The sequence below is a fragment of the Oerskovia merdavium genome (assembly GCF_014836755.1).
Lineage (GTDB): Bacteria > Actinomycetota > Actinomycetes > Actinomycetales > Cellulomonadaceae > Oerskovia > Oerskovia merdavium.
Genome location: NZ_JACSQF010000020.1, coordinates 4,929 through 26,686, shown reverse-complemented (window position 1 = coordinate 26,686; position 21,758 = coordinate 4,929). Strand labels below are relative to the sequence as shown.

Below are 21,758 nucleotides of genomic sequence, written 5' to 3'. Positions count from 1 at the left end.
GCCCTACTTCTCGAAGCTGTGCGCCGCGTCCGGGAACGTGCCGCCCTTGACCTCTTCCGCGTAGTCCTGCGCGGCCCGGCCCAGGGCCGCGCCGATCTCCGCGAACCGCTTGGCGAAGCGCGGCGACCACTCCGTCATGCCGGCGAGGTCCGTCCAGACGAGGACCTGGCCGTCGCACTCGGGTCCTGCGCCGATGCCGATGGTCGGGATGCGCACGATCTCCGTGACGCGCGCCGCGACCTCGACCGGGACCATCTCGAGGACCACGGCGACCGCGCCCGCGTCGGTCACCGCGACGGCGTCCTCGCACAGGCGCTCGGCGGCGTCGTCCCCGCGTCCCTGCACGCGCGGCCCGCCCAGGATGTTCTCCGACTGGGGCGTGAAGCCAAGGTGCGCGACGACGGGGATGCCCGCGTCGGTCAGCGCACGGATCTGCGCCGCCGAGCGGCGCCCTCCCTCGAGCTTGACCGCGTGGGCCCCGGTCTCCTTCATGATCCGCACGCCGGTCCCGAGGGCCTGCTCGGCCCCGGCCTCGTACGAGCCGAACGGCAGGTCGACGATCACGAGCGCGCGCTGCGCGGCGCGCGCGACGCCACGTGCGGCGGGGATCATGTCGTCGACCGTGACGGGCAGCGTGGTCCGGTGCCCGTGCATGGTGTTCCCGATCGAGTCGCCGACGAGGAGCATGTCGATGCCGGCCTCGTCGAAGATGCGGGCCGTCACCGCGTCGTACGCGGTGAGCATCGTGAGCTTCTCGTGCCGTGCCTTGGCCTCCGCGAGGTGGTGGACGCGGAAGCGCTTGGCGGGCGTGGCCGGGGTCTGGCCGGGCTGGGTGTGTGCGGACATGCTCTCGTCTCTCCAGGTCGTACGGCCCGCCGGTGGTCGGTGGGCCGGTCGTTCGGGATAGGTGACTGGCGGCTGGGGCTCGTGTGGCGGCCGTGCTACTCGACGGGCTCGCGCCAGCGGGACGTGACGGGCAGGCGGCGGTCGCGGCCGAAGGCCAGCGACGTGACCTTGGGGCCGAGCGGGTACTGGCGGCGCTTCCACTCGGCGCGGTCCACGAGGGTCACGACCTTGTCCACGACCTCGGGGTCGAACCCGCGCGCGAGCAGCTCGGCGCGTCCCTCGGCGTGCTCGATGTACGCGTCGAGGACCTCGTCGAGCAGGTCGTAGGGCGGCAGGGAGTCCTGGTCGGTCTGGCCGGGCCGTAGCTCGGCCGACGGCGGCTTGGTGATCGAGGACTCGGGGATCGGGGGGATCTCGCCCGCGTCGAGCGCGGCGTCGTTGCGCCAGCGGGCGAGCGCCCACACGCGCGACTTGTCGACGTCCTTGAGCGGTGCGTAGCCGCCGATGCTGCCCGCGTCGTAGATGGTCGCGTACCCGACCGCGAGCTCGGACTTGTTGCCCGGCGCGATGACGAGGTGGCCCTCGCGGTTCGAGATCGCCATGAGGACCACGCCGCGCACGCGCGCCTGGAGGTTCTCCTCGGCGACGCCCTCGAGCGCGAGCTCGCCCTGGAACGCCTCGACCATGGGCGCGATGGGCTGCACCCGGTAGTCGGCGCCGAGGCGCTTGGCGAGGTCGGCGGCGTCGTCCTTGCTGTGCTCGGACGAGTACGAGGAGGGCATCGAGACGCCCACGACGTTCTGCCCGCCGATCGCGTCGGCCGCGAGGGTCGCGGAGAGCGCCGAGTCGATCCCGCCGGACAGGCCCAGGACGATCGACCGGAAGCCGTTCTTGCGGACGTACCCGGCCAGGCCCGTGACGCAGGCCCGGTACACCTCCTCGTCGGGGTGCAGCGGGGGAGCGATGCGGCCCGTGGGGTAGACGGTCGCCGGCGCGGTGCCCGTCAGGTCGGCGGAGGACGTCCGCGCGGGCAGGTCCCAGACCAGCAGGTCCTCGACGAACTGCGGTGAGGACGTGAGGACCGAGCCGTCGGGGCCCACGACGAACGACCCGCCGTCGAACACCAGGTCGTCCTGCCCGCCGACCATGTTGACGTACGCGACGGGGGCGTCGACCTCGGCTGCGCGGCGCGCGGCGAGGTCGGTGCGGACGTGCCCCTTGCCCTCCTCGTAGGGAGAGCCGTTGAGCACGAGCAGCAGGTCGATCCCGTGCCCGGCCTCGTCCAGCCCGCCCAGCGTGGTGATCGGCCCGCCGTCCTGCCAGATGTCCTCGCAGATGACGATGCCGACCGCGCGGCCCTCGATCTCGACGACGAGCGGCTCGGTGCCGGGCGCGAAGATGCGGAACTCGTCGAACACGCCGTAGTTCGGCAGGTGGTGCTTGTCGTAGGCGGCGAGGACCTCGCCGTGCTGGATGACGACCGCGCGGTTGGTCGGCAGGTCGGCGGGAGCCCCGGAGGCCGCGCGCTCTGCCGAGTCCGGCGTCTCAGCGGTCCCCACGGTGCCCAGGACGACCGTGACGTGGCCCAGGCCCTCGCGCTCGAGCTGCGCGGCGACGTCGGCTGCTGCGGCCCACGCGGCGCGACGGAAGGACGCCCGCAGCGCCAGGTCCTCGATCGGGTAGCCCGTGAGCGTCATCTCGGGGAACGCGACGAGCTGGGCGCCCTCACCCGCCGCGCGCCGGGTCCACTCGAGGATCTTCGCCGTGTTCTGGTCGATCGCGCCGACGCACGTGTCGATCTGTGCGAGGGCGATGCGCAGTTCTGCCATGCTCGTCAGCCTATGCGAATCCGCCGGTCAGGTGCCCATCGGTACCGTTCGGCGCGCGGCCGTGGCACGCTGGCGACACGTCGCACCGTCCGGACGCGCCGTAACCCGCTCGACACACTCATCAGGCAGGATGTAGCCATGGACAGGCAGCAGGAGTTCGTGCTCCGCACGGTCGAGGAGCGCGACATCCGCTTCATCCGTCTCTGGTTCACCGACGTGCTGGGGATGCTCAAGTCGGTCGCGATCGCGCCCGCGGAGCTCGAGTCGGCCTTCTCGGAGGGCATCGGCTTCGACGGCAGCTCGATCGAGGGCCTCACGCGCGTGTACGAGGCGGACATGATCGCGCGCCCCGACCCGACGACGTTCCAGGTGCTGCCGTGGCGCGGCGACCGTCACGGGACGGCCAGGATGTTCTGCGACATCCTCACCCCCGACGGCGAGCCCTCCCTCGCGGACTCGCGCAACGTGCTCAAGCGCGCGCTGGCCAAGGCGAGCGACAAGGGCTTCACGTTCTACACGCACCCCGAGGTCGAGTTCTACCTCTTCAACCACCCGGCGGACGCCTCGTCGCCGCTCGTCCCGGTCGACCAGGGCGGGTACTTCGACCACCTGGCCCGCGGATCGACGCACGACTTCCGTCGCGCGGCGATCACGATGCTCGAGTCGATGGGCATCTCGGTGGAGTTCTCCCACCACGAGGCCGGTCCCGGCCAGAACGAGATCGACCTGCGCTACGCCGACGCCCTGACCACGGCCGACAACCTCATGACGTTCCGCACGGTCGTCAAGGAGGTCGCGCTCGAGCAGGGGGTCTTCGCGTCGTTCATGCCCAAGCCCATGGCCGACCAGCCGGGCTCGGGCATGCACACGCACCTGTCGCTGTTCGAGGGCGACCGCAACGCGTTCCACGAGCCCGGTGCGCAGTTCGAGCTGTCCAAGACGGCCCGCTCGTTCATCGCGGGCCTGCTGGTCCACGCCGCGGAGATCACCGCGATCACGAACCAGTACGTGAACTCCTACAAGCGCCTGTGGGGCGGGGCCGAGGCCCCGAGCTACGTCTGCTGGGGTCACAACAACCGCTCGGCTCTCGTGCGCGTGCCCATGTACAAGCCGGGCAAGGGCAACTCGAGCCGCATCGAGTACCGCGCCCTGGACTCCGCGACCAACCCGTACCTCGCGTACGCGGTCATCCTCGCGGCGGGCCTCAAGGGCATCGAGGAGGGCTACGAGCTCCCCGAGGAGACCGAGGACGACGTGTGGGAGCTCACCGACTCCGAGCGTCGTGCGCTCGGGATCAAGCCGCTGCCGCAGTCGCTCGACGCCGCGATCCAGATCATGGAGACGTCCGAGCTCGTCGCCGAGACCCTGGGCGAGCACGTGTTCGACTTCGTGCTGCGCAACAAGCGCCAGGAGTGGGACGCGTACCGCTCGCAGGTCACGCCGTTCGAGCTGAAGCGGTTCCTGCAGGTCCTGTGAGCCCGTTCTCGTGCGAGCCCGTCGGGCCGTGGTGGTCGCGATGACCCCGGGGCCCGACGGCGGCGCTCACCTCAGCAGCCTCGGCGCGCCCGGAGGGTCGCGGCGGACCACCCCGACCTCCCGGCTGCGCAGGCTCGGGTTCGCCGACGTCACCCGTTCGGTGTCGCTGCTCGACGACAAGGACCTCGTGGGGGTCCTCGGACCGTTGCCCGAGGAGCTGCTCGCCGCCGTCGGGGCGACGGCCGACCCGGACCTCGCTCTGCTCCAGCTCGCGCGACTGTCGAGCGCGGTGGCCGGGGACGAGGCGTCGTGCGCCGTGTTCAGGGACGTGCTCTCGGGGGTGGCGGCGGTCGCTGACGCAGGGGACGCCGGCGAGCTGCCGGCCGACACAGCCGACACTGCCGGCAAGGCTGCGGGTGCGGGCGCCGCGGCGACCGACTCACGCCCAGGCTCGGACGACACCGCGGAAGACGCGGCGTCGCACGGCCCCGCCCCGACCGGTCGTGACCGGCTCCTGGCCGTGCTCGGCGCCTCGGTCGCGCTCGGCGACGACCTGGTCTCCCACCCCGAGCTGCTGCACGTCGTGGCCGACCCCGCCCCCGGGACCGGGGTTCCCGCGCAGACCGTGCGCGCCGAGCTGCTGCGTGCCGTGGACGCGGACCCCGACGCAGGGCAGCCCGTCGCGGCGCTCCCTGCGGCCGTGGCCACCGACGCGATGCGCCGGGCCTACCGGGCGCGCATCCTGCGGATCGCCGCGACCGACCTCACGGCGCCGGACCCTCTGGCCGCGATGCCGGCCGTGGCCGCGGCGCTCGCGGACCTGGCTGCCGCCGCGCTCGAGGCCGCGCTCGCGGTCGCCCGCTCCGAGCTCGACGACCACGGCGCGGGCGTCCGGCTCGCTGTGATGGGCATGGGCAAGTGCGGTGGGCGCGAGCTCAACTACGTGTCCGACGTCGACGTGATCTACGTCGCCGAGCCCGCCGACGGGTACGACGAGTCCTACGCCACGAGCGTCGGGGCGCGCCTCGCGACGGGGCTCGCCCGGGTCTGTTCGGGCACGTCGTCGGAACCGCCGCTGTGGCCCGTCGACGCCGCGCTGCGCCCCGAGGGCAAGAACGGGCCGCTCGTCCGGAGCCTCGCGAGCCACCTCGCGTACTACGAGCGCTGGGCCAAGACGTGGGAGTTCCAGGCGCTGCTCAAGGCGCGGCTGGTCGCGGGGGACGCCGAGCTCGCGGCGGCCTACCACGACGCGATCAACCCGTTCGTGTGGACGGCCGTGGCACGGGAGAACTTCGTCGAGGACTCCCAGGCCATGCGCCGCCGGGTCGAGGACCACGTGCCCGCCGCAGAGGCGGACCGCCAGCTCAAGCTCGGCAAGGGGGGACTGCGGGACGTCGAGTTCACGGTCCAGCTCCTGCAGCTTGTGCACGGCCGGGCCGACGACTCGATCCGCAGCCCCAGCACCCTCACGGCGCTCGCCGCGCTGGCAGCGGGTGGCTACGTCGGTCGCGAGCACGCCGCGCGCCTGGCCGCCTGCTACCGGTTCCTGCGATCGCTCGAGCACCGCATCCAGCTTTTCCGCCTGCGCCGCACCCACCTCATCCCCACCGGGGAGGACGACCTGCGCCGTCTGGCACGGTCGGTGGGCATGCGCTCCGAGGGCGCCGAGGGGCTCATGGAACGGTGGCGCGCGACGCGCCGCGAGGTGCGCGCGCTGCACGAGGAACTGTTCTACCGGCCGCTGCTCCCGGCGACCGCGCAGCTCTCGACCGAGGAGGCGAGCCTCGCGCCGGAGGCGGCCAAGGCCCGCTTCCAGGCGATCGGCTACCGCGACCCCGCGGGCGCGATGCGCCACGTCGTCGCGCTGACCGAGGGCGTGAGCCGGCGTGCCGCGATCCAGCGCCAGCTCCTGCCCGTGATGCTCGGCTGGTTCGCCGAGGGCGCGGACCCGGACGCGGGTCTCCTGAACTTCCGCACGCTGTCCGAGGAGCTGGGCTCGACCCACTGGTACCTCAAGCTGCTGCGCGACTCGGGCTCGGCCGCGCACCGGCTCGCGACGCTCCTGTCGAGCTCGCGCTACATGGCCGACGCGCTGTCGCGCTCGCCCGAGTCCGTGGCCTGGCTCGCGGACGACGCCGAGCTGGCCCCGCGCGGAGCGGCTCGGCTCGCGGTCGAGGCCGACGCGATCCTCACGCGAGCCGACGTCGCGGGGCCCGCGGCCAAGGCGCTGCGGGCGGTGCGGCGTCGCGAGCTCGCCCGGACGGGGGCCGCGGAGATCCTGGGCGTCGTGGACGCGGTCGACGCGGCGCGCGCGATCTCCGACGCCGCGGACCTGGTGCTCGTGGGCGGGCTGCGGGTCGCGCAGTTCGTGGCGCGCCAGGAGCTCGGGATCGCGCGCCCGGCCGACGACCCGGCGCGGCTGCAGGTCGTCGCCATGGGGCGCCTCGGTGGCCGGGAGATGGGCTACGGCTCGGACGCCGACGTGCTCTTCGTCCACGAGCCCGTCGAAGGCGCGGCGGACCGCGACGCCCAGGCGTTCGCGCTCCTGGTCGCGACGCGCCTGCGTTCGCTGCTCGGGGACATGGGCCCCGAGCCGGGCCTGCCGGTCGACGCCGACCTGCGGCCCGAGGGACGCAACGGCCCGCTCGTGCGCTCGTTCGAGTCGTACGCCGAGTACTACGACCGGTGGTCGTCCGCGTGGGAGAGCCAGGCCCTGCTGCGCGCGCGGCCCGTCGCAGGAGACCCGGGTCTCGGCGAGCGCTTCGTCGCGCTCGTCGACCCGATGCGCTACCCGGCGGGCGGGGTCGAGCCCGCGACCGAGCGCGAGGTCCGGCGCATCAAGGCCCGCGTCGAGGCCGAGCGGCTGCCCCGCGGTGTCGACCCTTCACGCCACCTCAAGCTGGGACGTGGCGGGGTCTCCGACGTCGAGTGGACCGTCCAGCTCCTCCAGCTCCAGCACGCGCACGAGGTGGTCGGCCTGCGGACGACGTCCACGATCGACGCGCTCGAGGCGGCCTCGCACGCGGGCATCGTCACGCCCGACGACGCAGCGACCCTGGGCGAGGCCTGGCACCTCGCGTCGCGGTTGCGCAGCGCGCTCGTGCTCTGGTCCGGGCGCACCGGGGGACCCACGGCCGACGTCCTGCCGCACGAGGTCCGTGCGCTCGCCGGACTGGCCCGGGTGATCGGTGAGGAGTCGGGGGCCGAGCTCGAGGAGCGGTACCTGCGCACGGCCCGGCGCGCCCGCGCCGTCATGGAGCGCGTGTTCTACGGCGAGGACTGAGCTCTCTCTCGCTCGCCGGGGCCCGCGGTCCGGGCCCGAGCACGGGGCACCGTGCGGCGCCGCGCGTCCCGGGGTGGGTCACGTCGCGCGGCCGTCCTCGTCGCACGGTGGTGTCACGGAGAGGCCCGCCGCACCGAGCTGGGTGTCGATGAGGACCAACGTGCGCTGCATCGCGACCGGTTGCAGCTTGCCGACCTGGTGCCCGTGCGGATGGTCGAAGAAGACGAGCAGGCAGAGCATGAGCGAGATGACGAGCGTGACGCTGCCCATGAGGACCGACTGCGTGACGGCGCCCTCGGCCGAGTCGGCGAAGAAGAGCATGAAGACGAAGATGGTCGCCGAGATGACGAACAGCACGAGCCAGAGCGGCAGGGGGATCAGTCCCTCGGCGCCGTGGACCCGGGCCTGGCGCGCCTGCTCGCGGTCGGCCGTCTGGTCCATCCACCGGTCGTAGGCCGACTGCTCGGTGTCGGACACCGGTTCCACGCCCTTGATCGTGCGGAACATCTCGACCCCCCACGGGTTGACGGCCTCGCCGAGCCGGCCGTCGGCCAGGGCCTCCCACTCGGTCGTCGAGACCGAGCGGGCGTAGCAGACGAGCTGGCCGGACAACGTGAACGCCACGTCCTGCGGCAGGAACTGCGCGGTCTGGAGCTGCTGGGCGACGATCTGCGCCTCGTCCTCGGCCCCGCTCCGCGCCTCGTCGTAGGACTCGAAGGCGAGGAAGATGATGAAGCCCAGCAGCACCGAGAAGCCCGTCGCGAGGACACCGAACACGCCCGACGCGCGGTCTCCGTCGTGGAAGCGGCTGCCCTCGGGCGCCCGGGCGCGCACGAGGAGCATGGCCGTGATCGTGACCGCGGTCGCCCCGATCGTGACGAGTGCTGCGAGCACGATGTTCATGGGGCTACACCTGGACCGGGTAGGAGATCAGGACGCCGAGGGTCGCGAGCAGGACGACCCCGCCGATCCCGACCAGCGTGAGGCGCAGACGCGGCGAGGAGAGCTTGGCGCCGATCCCCCCGAAGAACAGCACCGACGCGCACAGCACCGTGGCGAGCACGTAGTCGTCCTTGACGGCGTTGGCCCGGTGAGCCAGGGTGACGGCCGCGTCGGCCTTCTCCTCGAGCCGCTGCGACTCCTGGGTCGCGGCCAGGACGTACTCGTCCATCGCGAACGGGCTGGGCGGGGCGTCGGGGTTCTCCGAGGGGTCCTGGGCGACCCAGGCGTCCACGGCGGGCCGGAACTCCTCGCGGAACCGCGCGTAGAGGAAGCCCGAGTAGGTCGCCGGGTCGGGGACGTAGCCCGACGACGGCCCGACGCGTCCCTGCTCCGCGTCGAGCGCGCTCAACCAGTCGGTGAACAGCTGGACGTCGATGATGGTCTGCTGCCCGGCGAGCGTCGAGGCACGGTTGCTCTCGGTCCGTGCAGCTCCCGCCGCGCTGTACGACGTGGCCATCTCACCGCCCCACCGTGCGCTCTGGAACGCCGACCAGGCCGTCATGACGGTGGCGACCCCGAGCAGGATCGCGGCCACCAGCTCGAGGTGCCGGTGGACCGCAGCAACGGTGCCGCCCGGAGCGGTCGGGATGCCAGAGGCTCCCGGCACGGGCCCGGCCGGGGGAGTCGCGGCCCCGGGCGCGGCCGGACCACGGGGCCCGGGGCTCCCGTGGTCGGCCACGTCGGTCCCGCGTTCCCTGGGACCTCAGGCGAGCGCCTTGGCCTTGAGCGTGGCGAACTCGTCCTCGGTGATCGCCCCCGAGTCGAGCAGGGTCTTGGCCTGGCTGATCTGGGACGCCGCCGAGGCGTCCGCACCGGCGACGTCGCGGATGTACGCGTCGGTCTGGGCCTTGGCCTGGGAGACGTCCTGCATCTGCCGTTCGGCCATGCCACGGCCCCTCGCGATCACGTAGACCAGCGCGGTGAGGAACGGGACCAGCACGAGCGCGATGATCCACAACGCCTTCCACCAGCCGCTGAGCTCGTGGTCGCGGAAGAGGTCTGCCAGGATCCGGAACAGGATCATGAGGTACATGAAGAAGAAGAACCACCAGATCATCAACCAGAACCAGTCCATGAAGCTGTCCATCTGACGTCCTCCTCGTACGGGTGCCGGTCAACCGGCAAGGATCTGAGACTTCTGGGCCTCGAACTCTGCGGGGCTCAGGACGCCCTGGTCGCGCAGCGCGGCGAGCTGGGTGAGCCGGGCGATCCGGGCGTCCATGTCGACCGGTGCCGGTGCGGGGGCCGGCGGCGCGGGTGCGTACGTCGGTTGGGGCGCTTGCTGCTGCGGTGGCGGGGCCTCCTGGGCGGCCCAGCGTCCCGCCTGACGCCGCGAGACACGGTTGGATACGGCGGTCGCCGTCCCGGCCACGACGGCGGTGCGTGCGACTCCTCGGATGAGTCCTGGCATGGTGAGCCTCCTCGGTCGGTCCGGGTCAGTCGGTGGTCTCGTCGGCCTCGAGCGCGGCGAGCACGGCCTGCACGGGGATGCGGCCTCCCGCGACGAGCTGTGCGCCGCCTCGGCGCAGGGCCGTCGCGAAGGGGGCGGCCCAGACGTTCTCGTAGACGAGCACCGCTGCCGTCCTGCCCGGCTCGACGGCCTGCGCCGCCTCGACCAGGTCCTCGTGCCCCAGGAGGCCGGACACGGCCCCCGCGAAGATCTCGAGCCCGGTCGTGCCGTCGGCGAGCTCGTCGAGCTCGAGCCCTGTCACGGTCCCGTCGTCCTCCTTGCGGAGCACGAGCAGGTCGAGCACCCTGACGATCCCTCGGTCGACCAGGTCGACCAGCAGGGGGAACGCCTCGCCCGTCATTGCCTCCGACGGGAACTCGACGATCAGGTAGTCGATGGGTCCCGACTCCTGCAGGTCGGTCGGCTCCTGTGTCATGGGTCGGTCGTCCTTTCCTCCGGGGGGCGGGCACCGGCCCACAGCCGCGCGCTTCGCCCTGTCTGGGACCAGAGTGCGCCGACGGTGGGCGCGCGTCGTCATGCAGACCGCATGAAGTTCGGGTCGTGGGACGCACCCGGTGCCGGCGCGAATCATGTGATCGTGGTGATGCGCGCCCGTCGGCCCGCGTGCGGCAATGGGTGGACAGGACCCGGTGACCGGACCGAAGGGGACGACGTGGACTACACCGACCGACTACGGCGCTTCGCCGCCAACGACGCACGGCTCGAGGAGGACCTGGAGGTCGAAGAGGTGGTCCTCGATCCCAAGACCCTCGCCCTCGTCCGCCTGGCGGCGCTCGTCGCGGTCGGAGGGGCCGAGCCGACCTGGGGCAGCGAGGTCGACGACGCCGTCAACGCCGGGGCGACCACGGCCGAGATCGTCGACGTCCTGTCGGCGACCATCCCGATCGTCGGCCTGCCGAGCGTCGTCGCCGCAGCCCCCAAGCTCGCCCTCGCCCTCGGGTTCGACCCCTTTGACGCCCGGGAGCCCGGGTGAGCGCTCAGGCGCCCAGCAGCCCTCGGTCGATCGCGGTGCGCACGGCGTCGCTCCGGCTCGAGACCCCGAGCTTGCGGTAGATGGACCCGATCTCCGAGCTGGCCGTGTTCCGGGACACGAAGAGCCGCTCCCCGATCTCGCGGATCGTCAGGTGGGTCTGCAGGTAGGGCAGGAGGCGCAGCTCGGCGGGGGTCAGGGGGGTGCCCGACGTCGGCAGGGCCGTTGCGCGCGAGGCTGCGTCGAACGCACGGCGCAGCTCGACCGCCTCGTCCGCGAGCGCGCCGAGCGCCGGGCGACGTAGCAGCACGTCGTCGATCTCCCGCAGGAGGTGGTTGACGGTCGAGGCGTCAGCGGTGGCCCAGCTCGTCCGGGCGAGCTGGAGCCGGGTGCGGACCGCGAGCGTCGGGAACGCGTACGTGCTGAAGGTCCGTGCACGCATCGCCCGGGTGAGCAGCGCGCGCGTTCCCGCGAGGTCGCCCGCATGGTGGCGGTACCGCGCGGCCAGCGCGAACCCGAGGGCGCTCGTCGGGTAGTCGTGCATCCGGCGTGCATCGATCACGTCGAGGAGCCGGAGGACCCGGTCGCCCGCGCGCGCCCACCGGTCGTGATCCATGTCGAGCTGCGCGAGCTGGGCCTCGGCGAGCACGAGCGTGCTCGCGTGGTCGAGCTCCTCGGCCGCCGCAGCGGCCTGCTCGAGCTGGTCGGTCGCCGCGTCCTCGTCCCTGACGAGACGCAGGGCGTCACCGCTCAGGGCGAGCGCCGTGTCCCGCCACGGGCTCCACGCGGGCTCGCAGTCCAGGGCGGTGCCGACGTCGTCGAGCATCTGCTGGGGTCCGTCGGGGCAGCGCAGCGCCCGGAACATGGCGCGCGCCGACGCGAACGAGGCGGTCCCGTCGACCGGTTCGCCGTCGAACGAGGCCGCGTCGACCACGGCTCCCCACCGCTCGGCCGTGGCCGCGTGCCCCTCGTGCACCGCGACCAGGCCCGCGAGCACCGCGAGCGGCGGGTACTTCGTGATGGCCTCGTCCCCGAGCGCTGCCAGCCAGCGGTCGATCGTGGTGACCCGGCCTGCCTGGACGTGGGGCATCACGACGCGCGCGACGAGCCGGGAGGTCCGCTCGACGTCGGGGGTCGCGAGCAGCATCTCGATCGCGCGTTCGGGCGAGCCGTTCTCCTCGTACCAGTCGGCGGCCCGCGTCCGAAGGGCGTCGGCGAGCTCGGGCTCGGTCACGAGGAGCTCGTCGAGGAGGAACTCGCGGAACAGTGCGTGGTAGCGGAACCACTGCCGGTGCCGGTCGACAGGGACGAGGAAGAGGTGCGAGGTCTCGATCGCCCGCAGGATCCGGGTCGAGGAGCGGACCCCGAGCAGTGCGTCGCACAACGGTGCGCCGAGCTCGTCGAGCACCGCGGTGCGCCGCAGGAACAGCCGGGTCTCGGCGGACAGCCGACGGAACGACTCACGCTGGAGGTAGTCCGCGACGTAACGGTCGGTGCCGGTCACGGTCTCGGGGCCCGAGCCGTCGTCCGCGGCCACGAGCGAGGCGAGGTACACGCCGACGGGCCAGCCCTCGGTCCGCTCGGTCACGCTCGTCGCGACGTCCCGCGTGAGCGTGACCTGCGAGGCGGCGAAGACCTGCTCGGTACCCGAGACGTCGAGCGCGAGGTCCTCCGCGACGATCTCGACCGACTCGCCCGCCGCGCGCAGGCGCGCGAGGTGGGGTTGCTCGTCCCTGCTCGCCGCGACCAGCTGGGATCCCTCGGGGATGCCCTCGAGCACCACGCCCAGCACGTCGTGGCAGGCCGTCGACCGCACCTCGTGCAGGTCGTCGAGCGCGAGGACGAACGGCTCGGGGCTCGAGCGCAGGGCCGACGCCAGCCGGGGCGCTGCCCGCCCGAGGAGCGACGTGTCAGGTCCGACCATGTCCGCCACGAGGTCGGGGCGCCCCTCGCCCAGGCGTGCGAAGGCCGAGGCGAGCACGACGAGCAGCCTCGCCGGGTCGTCGTCGAGCCGGTCGAGCGTGATCCACGCGACGGGACGGGGGTCACGCTCGGCCCACTCGACCAGCAGGGTCGACTTCCCGTAGCCGGGCGGCGCCGTGACCCCCACGACGCGCCGACCGCTCGCACGGGTCGCGTCGATCAGGTGGGCCCGGCTCACGACCGGGGCGTGCCGCTTCGGCACGGCGAACTTGGCCTCGAGGAGCAGTCCGTCGATCTGCTCGGTCCCCCGTGCCGTCCCCGGCTCGCCGTTCACCTTCACACCATAGGGCGCAGGCCCGCGCCGCGCTGGTCTTCCGTTGCGTGTCCTCCGGACTGGATCTCCGACGGAACCGACCCGTGGGCGCGGGCGGACAGCACCCGTGGCGCCGGTGATCACGTGGACTGGGTGATGCGCGCACGAGCACCCGTCCCTACCGTGAAAGGTATCCATGTCCTCGTGCCCGACCGAGCGGAGCTCTCATGCGTCCCGACCAGCACGCCCGCACCATGCTGCCCATCCCGGACCGCCCTCGGCCCGGGCTGACGACGTACGACGCCAAGGACCCCGACACGTCCTACCCGCCGATCGAGCCGCTGCGCCCGCCCGAGGGCGCACCGAACGTGCTGATCGTCCTGCTCGACGACGTGGGCTTCGGTGCGTCGAGCGCGTTCGGGGGGCCGTGCCACACTCCGACCGCGGAGCGGCTGGCGGCCGGCGGGCTGACGTTCAACCGCTTCCACACCACGGCGTTGTGCGCCCCCACCCGGGCCGCGATGCTCAGCGGGAGAAACCACCACTCGGTCGGCATGGGCAGCATCACCGAGACCGCGACGTCGGCGCCCGGGAACAGCTCGCTCAAGCCCAACACCAAGGCGCCGCTCGCGATGACGCTCAAGCTCAACGGCTACTCGACGGCGCAGTTCGGCAAGTGCCACGAGGTCCCGGTCTGGCAGTCCTCGCCCATGGGGCCGTTCGATGCCTGGCCGTCCGTCGGCGGAGGGTTCGAGACGTTCTACGGCTTCATCGGCGGCGAGAACAACCAGTGGGAGCCGGCGCTCTACGAGGGCACGACGCCCGTCGAACCCCCGAGGACCGCCGAGGAGGGGTACCACCTGACCGAGGACCTCGCCGACCGGGCGATCAGCTGGATCCGGACGCAGAAGGCGCTCATGCCGGACAAGCCCTTCTTCGCCTACTTCGCTCCGGGCGCGACGCACGCCCCGCACCACGTCCCGCAGGAGTGGGCCGACCGGTACGCGGGCCGGTTCGCGGACGGCTGGGACGTCCAGCGCGAGCGCACGTTCGCGCGTCAGAAGGAGCTCGGTGTGATCCCGCCCGAGGCCGAGCTCACGCCGCGCCACGCCGAGATCCCGGCGTGGGACGACATGCCGGACGACCTCAGGCCCGTGCTCGAGCGGGAGATGGAGGTGTACGCGGGCTTCCTCGAGCACGCCGACCACCACGTGGGCCGGGTCGTCGACGCGATCGAGGACCTGGGGGTGCTCGACGACACCCTCATCTACTACGTGATCGGGGACAACGGCGCCTCGGCCGAGGGCACGATCAACGGCGCGTTCAACGAGATGGCCAACTTCAACGGCATGGCGGCGCTCGAGACACCCGAGTTCATGGCGTCCAAGCTGGCCGAGCTCGGCTCGCCGTCGTCGTACAACCACTACGCCGTGGGTTGGGCCTGGGCCATGGACACCCCCTTCCAGTGGACCAAGCAGGTCGCCTCGCACTGGGGAGGGACGCGCAACGGGACCGTCGTGCACTGGCCCCGGCGCATCACGGACACCGGCGGGCTGCGCTCGCAGTTCACGCACTGCATCGACGTGGCCCCCACGATCCTCGAGGCCGCGGGCCTGCCCGAGCCCACCCAGGTCAACGGCGTGCTCCAGTCACCCATGGAGGGCACGAGCATGCTCTACGCGTTCGACGACGCAGACGCGCCCGAGCGCCACGACCTCCAGTACTTCGAGATGTTCGGCAACCGGGGGATCTACCACAAGGGGTGGAGCGCGGTCACCAAGCACCGCACGCCGTGGGACATGGTCGGCGGGTCAGCCGTCGCGTTCGACGACGACGTCTGGGAGCTCTACGACGGCAGCACCGACTACAGCCAGGCGCACGACCTGTCCGCCGAGCAGCCCGAACGGCTGCACTCCCTCCAGCGCCTGTGGCTCATCGAGGCGGTCAAGTACGACGTGCTCCCGCTCGACGACCGGACCGCGGACCGGTTGAACCCCGAGACCGCCGGGCGCCCGACCCTCGTCCACGGGAACAGCCAGCTGCTGTTCGCCGGGATGGGGCGGCTCTCGGAGAACAGTGTCGTGAACATCAAGAACAAGTCGTTCTCCGTGACCGCGGAGATCGAGGTCCCGGCCTCCGGTGCGGACGGTGTGATCATCGCGCAGGGCGGGAGGTTCGGCGGCTGGAGCCTGTACGCCAAGGAGGGCAGGCTGAAGTTCGTCTACAACGTCCTGGGCATCCAGGAGTTCGCGACCGAGGCGCAGGCCACGGTCCCGGAGGGCACGCACCAGGTCCGCATGGAGTTCGCGTACGACGGCGGAGGGCTCGCCAAGGGAGGCGACGTGACGCTCTTCCACGACGGCACCCCCGTGGGCACCGGCCGGGTCGGCGCGACCCAGGCCATGGTCTTCTCCGCCGACGAGACGACGGACGTCGGGTACGAGTCGGGGACACCGGTCAGCCCGGACTACTCGCCGCGGTCGAGCCGCTTCACGGGCAAGATCCACTGGGTGCAGATCGACCTGGGGACCGACGACCACGACCACTTCATCGACCCCGACGAGCGCCTGCGCATCGCCATGGCAAGGCAGTGAGGGGCGCACCGGGGGAGTGGTGAGGCCGCGTCGCCCGCGGCGCTGTGCCGCGGTGCGCGCCGCGTTGCCCTGCCGGCCCGTGCCCGACGGCGCCGCTCACCGCGCGGGTGAGCGGCGCCGTCGGGCACGGGCACGTCCCGTACCGGGCAGTGCTCCCGTCAGGAGGCGACGTACGCCGCGAGGTGCTGGCCCGTGAGTGTCGAGCGGTCGGCCACCAGGTCGGCCGGCGTGCCCTCGAAGACGACCCGGCCGCCGTCGTGCCCGGCGCCCGGGCCGAGGTCGATGATCCAGTCGGCGTGCGCCTTGACCGCCTGGTGGTGCTCGATCACGACGACCGACCGGCCCGACTCGACGAGCCGGTCGAGCAGGCCGAGGAGCTGCTCGACGTCGGCCAGGTGCAGGCCCGTCGTCGGCTCGTCGAGCACGTAGACGTCGCCCTTGGCCCCCATCTGCGTCGCGAGCTTGATCCGCTGGCGCTCACCGCCCGAGAGCGTCGTGAGGGGCTGGCCGAGGCTCAGGTACCCCAGCCCGACGTCGACGAGCCGCGTGAGGATCGAGTGGGCGGCCGGGATGCGTGACTCGCCCGTGGCGAAGAACTCCTCGGCCTCGGTGACGGACATCGCGAGGACCTCGGCGATGTTCTTCCCGCCCAGCGTGTACTCGAGCACCGAGGCCTGGAACCGCTTGCCGCCGCACTCCTCGCAGGGGGTCTCGACCGTGGCCATGACACCGAGGTCGGTGTAGATGACGCCTGCGCCGTTGCACACGGGGCACGCCCCCTCGGAGTTGGCGCTGAAGAGGGCGGGCTTGACCCCGTTGGCCTTGGCGAACGCCTTGCGGATCGGCTCGAGCAGGCCCGTGTAGGTCGCCGGGTTGCTCCGTCGCGAGCCGCGGATCGCGCTCTGGTCGATCACGACGACCCCCTCACGGCCCGCGACCGAGCCGTGGATCAGCGAGCTCTTGCCCGATCCGGCGACGCCCGTCACGACGCACAGGACCCCGAGCGGGACGTCGACGTCCACCCCCTGCAGGTTGTGCTCGGTCGCGCCCCGGACCTCGAGCGCGCCCCGGTGCGCACGCACGCCAGCCTTGACCTTCGCGCGGTCGTCGAGGTGGCGGCCCGTCGTGGTGTCGCTCGCGCGCAGCCCGTCGACCGTGCCCTCGAAGCAGATGGTGCCCCCGTGCCGCCCGGCCCCCGGGCCGATGTCGACGACGTGGTCCGCGATCGTGATCGCCTCGGGCTTGTGCTCCACGACGAGGACCGTGTTGCCCTTGTCCCGCAGCTGGAGCAGCAGCGTGTTCATGCGCTGGATGTCGTGCGGGTGCAGCCCGATGGTCGGCTCGTCGAACACGTACGTGACGTCGGTGAGCGAGGACCCCAGGTGGCGGATCATCTTGGTGCGCTGCGCCTCGCCACCCGACAGCGTCCCCGAGGGGCGGTCGAGCGAGAGGTACCCCAGGCCGATCTCGGCGAACGAGTCGAGCAGGTGCTGGAGCCCCTTGAGGAGGGGCGTCATCGAGGGCTCGTCGAGACCGCGGACCCACTCGGCGAGGTCGCTGATCTGCATCGTGCAGACGTCCGCGATGCTCTTGCCGCGGATCTTCGACGAGCGTGCCTCGGGGCTCAGCCGCGTCCCGTCGCACTCGGGGCAGGTCTGGAACGTCACGGCCTTCTCGACGAACGCCCGGATGTGCGGCTGCATCGCGTCGACGTCCTTGGACAGGAAGGACTTCTGGATCTTGGGGATCAGGCCCTCGTACGTGAGGTTGATGCCCTCGACCTTGATCTTGGTCGGCTCCTTGTAGAGGAGGTCGTGCAGCTCGCGCTTGGTGAACCTGCTGATCGGCTTGTCGGCGTCGAAGAACCCGCTGCCCCGGTAGATGCGCCCGTACCAGCCGTCCATCGAGTAGCCCGGGATCGTCAGCGCGCCCTCGCTGAGCGACTTGCTGTCGTCGTACAGGGCGGTGAGGTCGAAGTCGGTCACGCTGCCCTTGCCCTCGCAGCGGGGGCACATGCCGCCGAGCTGGTGGAACGAGGCCTTCTCCGCCTGCGTCTTGCCGCCGCGTTCGATCGTGATGGCACCGCTGCCCGAGACCGACGGGACGTTGAACGAATAGGCCTGCGGCGAGCCGATGTGCGGCTGCCCGAGCCGGCTGAAGAGGATGCGCAGCATCGCGTTGGCGTCGGTCACGGTGCCCACCGTGGACCGAGGGTTGGCCCCCATGCGCTCCTGGTCGACGATGATCGCGGTCGTCAGCCCGTCCAGCAGGTCGACGTCAGGGCGCGCGAGCGAGGGCATGAAGCCCTGGAGGAACGCGCTGTACGTCTCGTTGATCATGCGCTGGGACTCGGCCGCGATGGTGCTGAAGACGAGCGAGCTCTTGCCCGAGCCGGAGACCCCGGTGAAGACCGTGAGCCGACGCTTGGGGATCTCGACGCTGATGTCCTTGAGGTTGTTCTCCCGGGCGCCCTGCACGCGGATCATGTCGTGGGTGTCGGCGACGTGGGGTGCGGGCACGGCAGTGCCCGCGCTCGTGGCGGTGCTCATCTGTCTCCTCCTGGTGGGCAGGTCGCGATCCCTGCCGGTGGCGCCGGACGTGGTCCGTCCATCGTCGGACGGCCGGACCTGCTCCGCACGCAGGGTCTGAGGTGACGCGCGGACTGGTCCGTGAGACACGCTAGCCGGGGCCACCCACGTCGGGCTTCTCGATTCCTGCTCGGTGGGCTGGGCAGGCAGGGTAGGAGGTGTCAGCGCCCTGACCTGCAGAAACGTTACCGTGACGTCTCGATGACACCACTCCGTCAAAGAAGTGACGCCATATCTCTTGCCGTGACACCACTGATGGTGTCATAGTGACGTCATGGAACTGACGAGATATGTCGACGAGTTGCAGCACCAGCTCGCCACCGCGGCCGCCGCAGGCGGGGACGAGGCACGAGAGATGGCTGGTCGTCTGACGGCCCCGCTCGACGCAGCCGTCCGTCTCGTCCTGCTCGAGGCGCTCTCGACCGCGGCCGACGAGATCACGGCCGAGCTCGCCCCGGGCGCGGTCGACGTGCGGCTGCGCGGTCGTGACCCCGAGTTCGTCGTGACCCCGGCCCCGAGCGCGCGCTTCGAGGAAGCGGCCGCCCCACCTGCGGAGCCCGCCCGCGCGGCGGTCTTCGACGCCGACGACGTGAGCACGTCCCGCACGACCCTCCGACTCCCCGACCAGCTCAAGGCGCAGGTCGAGGAAGCGGCCGCTCGTGAGGGCACGTCCGTCAACACGTGGCTCGTGCGTGCGGTCGCCTCGGCGCTCGCACCTGCCGCCACGTCCCGCCCGCCCGTCCGGGCCACGAGCACCTCCGGTCGTGTGACCGGCTGGGTGCGCTGACACACCACCCGACACCACATCCCGGCGCCCCGCCACCACGGGGCGGACAAGAACAGCCCTCTGGAGGATCCGTCATGCCCACTTTCGCTGCCCCCACCCCCGTCCCGGTCGTCATCGACGTCCCGTTCGGCAACCTGTACGTGGTCGCCGGCGAGCGCGACGACGTCGTCGTGACCGTGCTGCCGGCCGACCCGACCAAGTCCGGTTCGGTGCGAGCCGCCGAGGAGACTCGCGTCGAGCGTGACGGCGACACGATCAGGATCGTCTACCCCAGCTCGTGGAAGCAGTACGTCCTGCCGTTCGCGTCGGGCGGCGCCAAGGTCACCATCGAGCTCCCTGCCGGGTCGAACCTCCGCGGCAAGGCGGGCTCGCTGTACGCCGAGGGCAGGCTGGGTGTGGTCGACCTGAACCTCAACGGCGGCAACGCCCGGCTCGACGACGTCGAACGCCTCGACATCAAGGTCTCGGCGGGCTCGCTCACCGTGGGCAGGGTCTCCGGCGCCGTCGACGCCGTGGTCTCGGCGGGAGGACTGCGCGCCCGCGCGCTCGACGGCGACGCGGTCGTCAAGGTCCCGAACGGCACGACCGAGATCGGGCAGACCACCGGGAGCCTGCAGGTGAACGGCGCCCACGGGGAGATCGCGATCGACCGCTCGCTCGGCGACACCGTCGCGAGGTGCGCGCACGGGAACATCCGTGTCGAGCAGGCAGCGAGCGGTCGCGTCCAGCTCGAGAGCTCGTACGGCTCGATCGAGGTCGGGGTCCCCGAGGGGACCGCCGCATGGCTCGACGCGACGTCGCAGCACGGCGCCGTCCGCAACCTCCTGCAGGACGCGGCCGGGCCCGACGAGAGCGACCTGACCGTCGAGGTCCGTGCCGGCACGAGCTACGGCGACGTCGTCGTCCGCCGGCCGCACGCCTGAACGTCTCCCAGCCTTCCGCACTCCGTGCCCCATCTGATCGTCGCTCCACCCGCACGTCCACCACCATCGAAGGAGAAGCCCATGACCACCACAGCCCGCGGGCCCGCGATCGAGGTCGCCGGCCTGCGCAAGTCCTACGCGTCGAAGTCCGGCAAGCAGCTCGTGCTCGACGGGGTCGACCTCGTGGTCCCTGCCGGGACCGTGACCGCGCTCCTCGGCCCGAACGGGTCCGGCAAGACCACCACGGTCGGCGTCCTGTCGACCCTCCTGGCGGCGGATGCCGGCACGGTGCGGGTCGCGGGTCACGACGTGGCTCGCGAGCCCGACGCGGTGCGCGCCTCGATCGGCGTGACCGGTCAGATCACCGCGGTCGACGAGCTCCTCACCGGCACCGAGAACCTGCGTCTCATGGCCGACCTGAACCACCTGGGCCGGGCGGCCGGCCGCCGCCGGACGGCCGACCTGCTCGAGCAGTTCGGACTCGCCGAGGCCGCGGGCAAGCCCGTGGCCACCTACTCGGGCGGCATGAAGCGCAAGCTCGACCTCGCGATGACGCTCGTCGGGACGCCGTCGGTCGTGTTCCTCGACGAACCGACCACGGGCCTCGACCCGCGCAGCCGCATCACCCTGTGGGACGAGGTGCGGGCCCTCGTCGCAGGCGGCACCACGATCCTGCTGACCACGCAGTACCTCGAGGAGGCCGACCGGCTCGCCGACTCGGTCGCCGTCCTGCACGACGGGCGCGTCGTCGCCGAGGGCACGCCCGCCGAGCTCAAGGCCGTGCACGACGCCGGCTCGCTCGACGAGGTGTTCCTGGCGCTGACCGAACCGACCACCGACGAAGAGACCGGAACGACACAGGACAAGGAGAACGTCCGATGACCGCCATCGCCACCACCGCCCCCACCACCGTCGCGCGACCTCGACCGCTCGCCGACGTCCTGACGATGCTGCGCCGCAGCCTGCTGCGCGCGGTGCGCTACCCGGGACTGACGATGTTCATCGTCGCCGGCCCCCTGGTCATGCTCCTGCTGTTCGTGTACGTGTTCGGCGGGGCGTTCGGCGCGGGCGTCGCCCCCGGGGTCACGCCCGGTGCCGACGGACGCGCCGCCTACCTGGACTACATCACGCCCACGCTCCTCGTCATCACCGTGGTCGGAGGAGCGACGTCGGTCGCCGTGAGCGCCGCCATGGATGCTGCGAGCGGCATCATGGCCCGGTTCAAGACCATGGCGATCTCGCCCGGGTCGGTGCTGTCCGGCCACGTGCTCGGGTTCGTCGTCCAGGCCCTGATCGCGCTCGTGCTCGTGCTGGGTGCCGCGGTCGCGATGGGCTACCGCCCCGAGGCCGACGCGCTCGACTGGCTCGCGCTGCTGGGCCTGTTCGTCCTGCTCGGGATCGCCCTCAACTGGCTGTGCGTCGCCATGGGGCTCAACGCGCGCAGCGTCGAGACCGCGAGCAACACCCCCATGATCCTGCTGCTCCTGCCGTTCCTCGGCAGCGGGTTCGTGCCCGTCGAGACCATGCCGACCGCCGTGCGCTGGTTCGCCGAGCACCAGCCGTTCACGCCCATCATCGACACCGTGCGCGGCCTGCTCGCGGGCGGTGCGGGCCTCGAGGGCTCCACCGCGGTGCAGGCCGTGGCGTGGTGCGTCGTGATCGGCGTCGCCGGCTACGTGTGGGCCCGCTCGCTGTTCCGTCGGGAGCGTCGCCTCTGAGCGGCGCTCTCCTCCGACGGCCCGGGGGGGGGGGG

Annotated in this window: 17 protein-coding genes; 8 read left to right on the top strand and 9 right to left on the bottom strand. The window is 72.0% G+C overall.

The genetic code is table 11. The features are described 5' to 3' along the window. Positions 1-3: 3 nt before the first annotated feature. A complete protein-coding gene (gene panB, locus H9641_RS16540) occupies positions 4-846 on the bottom strand; it encodes a 3-methyl-2-oxobutanoate hydroxymethyltransferase (protein ID WP_191805536.1) in 843 nt (280 codons plus the stop codon). A 95-nt stretch (positions 847-941) separates the two neighbouring features. Further along, entirely contained in the window at positions 942-2,675 is a 1,734-nt protein-coding gene (locus H9641_RS16535) for an NAD+ synthase (RefSeq protein ID WP_191805535.1), read from the bottom strand. A 138-nt stretch (positions 2,676-2,813) separates the two neighbouring features. Here H9641_RS16535 and H9641_RS16530 point away from each other — a divergent pair, with 138 nt between their 5' ends. Continuing rightward, positions 2,814-4,151: a glutamine synthetase family protein gene (locus H9641_RS16530; RefSeq protein ID WP_191805534.1), complete on the top strand. Its 1,338-nt coding sequence runs from the start codon at positions 2,814-2,816 to the stop codon at positions 4,149-4,151. A gap of 40 nt (positions 4,152-4,191) precedes the next feature. Further along, positions 4,192-7,434, top strand: coding sequence for a bifunctional [glutamine synthetase] adenylyltransferase/[glutamine synthetase]-adenylyl-L-tyrosine phosphorylase (locus H9641_RS16525; protein ID WP_191805533.1), 3,243 nt, complete (start codon positions 4,192-4,194; stop codon positions 7,432-7,434). A gap of 78 nt (positions 7,435-7,512) precedes the next feature. Here the strand turns inward: H9641_RS16525 and H9641_RS16520 are convergent, their stop codons facing one another. From H9641_RS16520 to H9641_RS16500, 5 genes are read right to left on the bottom strand one after another with little or no spacing between them, the layout of a single operon-like run. Then, positions 7,513-8,337 carry a bestrophin-like domain gene (locus H9641_RS16520; protein ID WP_191805532.1) on the bottom strand — a complete coding sequence of 275 codons (825 nt, stop codon included), beginning with the start codon at positions 8,335-8,337 and terminating at the stop codon, positions 7,513-7,515. Positions 8,338-8,341: 4 nt separating this feature from the next. After that, positions 8,342-9,115 (bottom strand): hypothetical protein, encoded by a 774-nt coding sequence (locus H9641_RS16515; protein ID WP_225220613.1) that lies wholly within the window; start codon positions 9,113-9,115, stop codon positions 8,342-8,344. Between the two features lie 24 nt (positions 9,116-9,139). Further along, positions 9,140-9,523 (bottom strand): SHOCT domain-containing protein, encoded by a 384-nt coding sequence (locus H9641_RS16510; protein ID WP_191805530.1) that lies wholly within the window; start codon positions 9,521-9,523, stop codon positions 9,140-9,142. 27 nt (positions 9,524-9,550) lie between these two features. Further along, a complete protein-coding gene (locus H9641_RS16505; RefSeq protein WP_191805529.1) occupies positions 9,551-9,847 on the bottom strand; it encodes an SHOCT domain-containing protein in 297 nt (98 codons plus the stop codon). A 25-nt stretch (positions 9,848-9,872) separates the two neighbouring features. Next, complete coding sequence (locus H9641_RS16500) at positions 9,873-10,322, bottom strand: DUF6325 family protein (protein ID WP_191805528.1); 450 nt, start codon at positions 10,320-10,322, stop codon at positions 9,873-9,875. Positions 10,323-10,559: 237 nt separating this feature from the next. Between H9641_RS16500 and H9641_RS16495 the strand changes: the two genes are divergently transcribed. Continuing rightward, entirely contained in the window at positions 10,560-10,880 is a 321-nt protein-coding gene (locus tag H9641_RS16495; RefSeq protein ID WP_191805527.1) for a carboxymuconolactone decarboxylase family protein, read from the top strand. 4 nt (positions 10,881-10,884) lie between these two features. Here the strand turns inward: H9641_RS16495 and H9641_RS16490 are convergent, their stop codons facing one another. Further along, the gene (locus H9641_RS16490) at positions 10,885-13,134 is read right to left on the bottom strand and encodes a helix-turn-helix transcriptional regulator (RefSeq protein ID WP_318244650.1); all 2,250 of its coding nucleotides are present in this window, start codon (positions 13,132-13,134) and stop codon (positions 10,885-10,887) included. 206 nt (positions 13,135-13,340) lie between these two features. On the opposite strand from H9641_RS16490, the gene H9641_RS16485 reads away from it, so the two are divergent. Next, positions 13,341-15,707, top strand: coding sequence for an arylsulfatase (locus H9641_RS16485; protein WP_191805525.1), 2,367 nt, complete (start codon positions 13,341-13,343; stop codon positions 15,705-15,707). 158 nt (positions 15,708-15,865) lie between these two features. On the opposite strand, the gene H9641_RS16480 is transcribed toward H9641_RS16485, so the two are convergent. After that, positions 15,866-18,256 (bottom strand): ATP-binding cassette domain-containing protein, encoded by a 2,391-nt coding sequence (locus H9641_RS16480; protein WP_191805524.1) that lies wholly within the window; start codon positions 18,254-18,256, stop codon positions 15,866-15,868. Between the two features lie 313 nt (positions 18,257-18,569). On the opposite strand from H9641_RS16480, the gene H9641_RS16475 reads away from it, so the two are divergent. The 4 genes from H9641_RS16475 to H9641_RS16460 all read left to right on the top strand — a co-directional run bounded on the left by H9641_RS16475 (position 18,570) and on the right by H9641_RS16460 (position 21,723). Next, positions 18,570-19,082 (top strand): histidine kinase, encoded by a 513-nt coding sequence (locus H9641_RS16475; protein WP_191805523.1) that lies wholly within the window; start codon positions 18,570-18,572, stop codon positions 19,080-19,082. A gap of 74 nt (positions 19,083-19,156) precedes the next feature. Beyond that, the gene (locus tag H9641_RS16470; protein ID WP_191805522.1) at positions 19,157-20,005 is read left to right on the top strand and encodes a DUF4097 family beta strand repeat-containing protein; all 849 of its coding nucleotides are present in this window, start codon (positions 19,157-19,159) and stop codon (positions 20,003-20,005) included. Between the two features lie 81 nt (positions 20,006-20,086). Next, positions 20,087-20,887 (top strand): ABC transporter ATP-binding protein, encoded by an 801-nt coding sequence (locus H9641_RS16465; protein WP_191805521.1) that lies wholly within the window; start codon positions 20,087-20,089, stop codon positions 20,885-20,887. Next, a complete protein-coding gene (locus H9641_RS16460; RefSeq protein ID WP_191805520.1) occupies positions 20,884-21,723 on the top strand; it encodes an ABC transporter permease in 840 nt (279 codons plus the stop codon). Before H9641_RS16465 ends, H9641_RS16460 begins: the two co-directional genes overlap by 4 nt. Positions 21,724-21,758 lie beyond the last annotated feature (35 nt).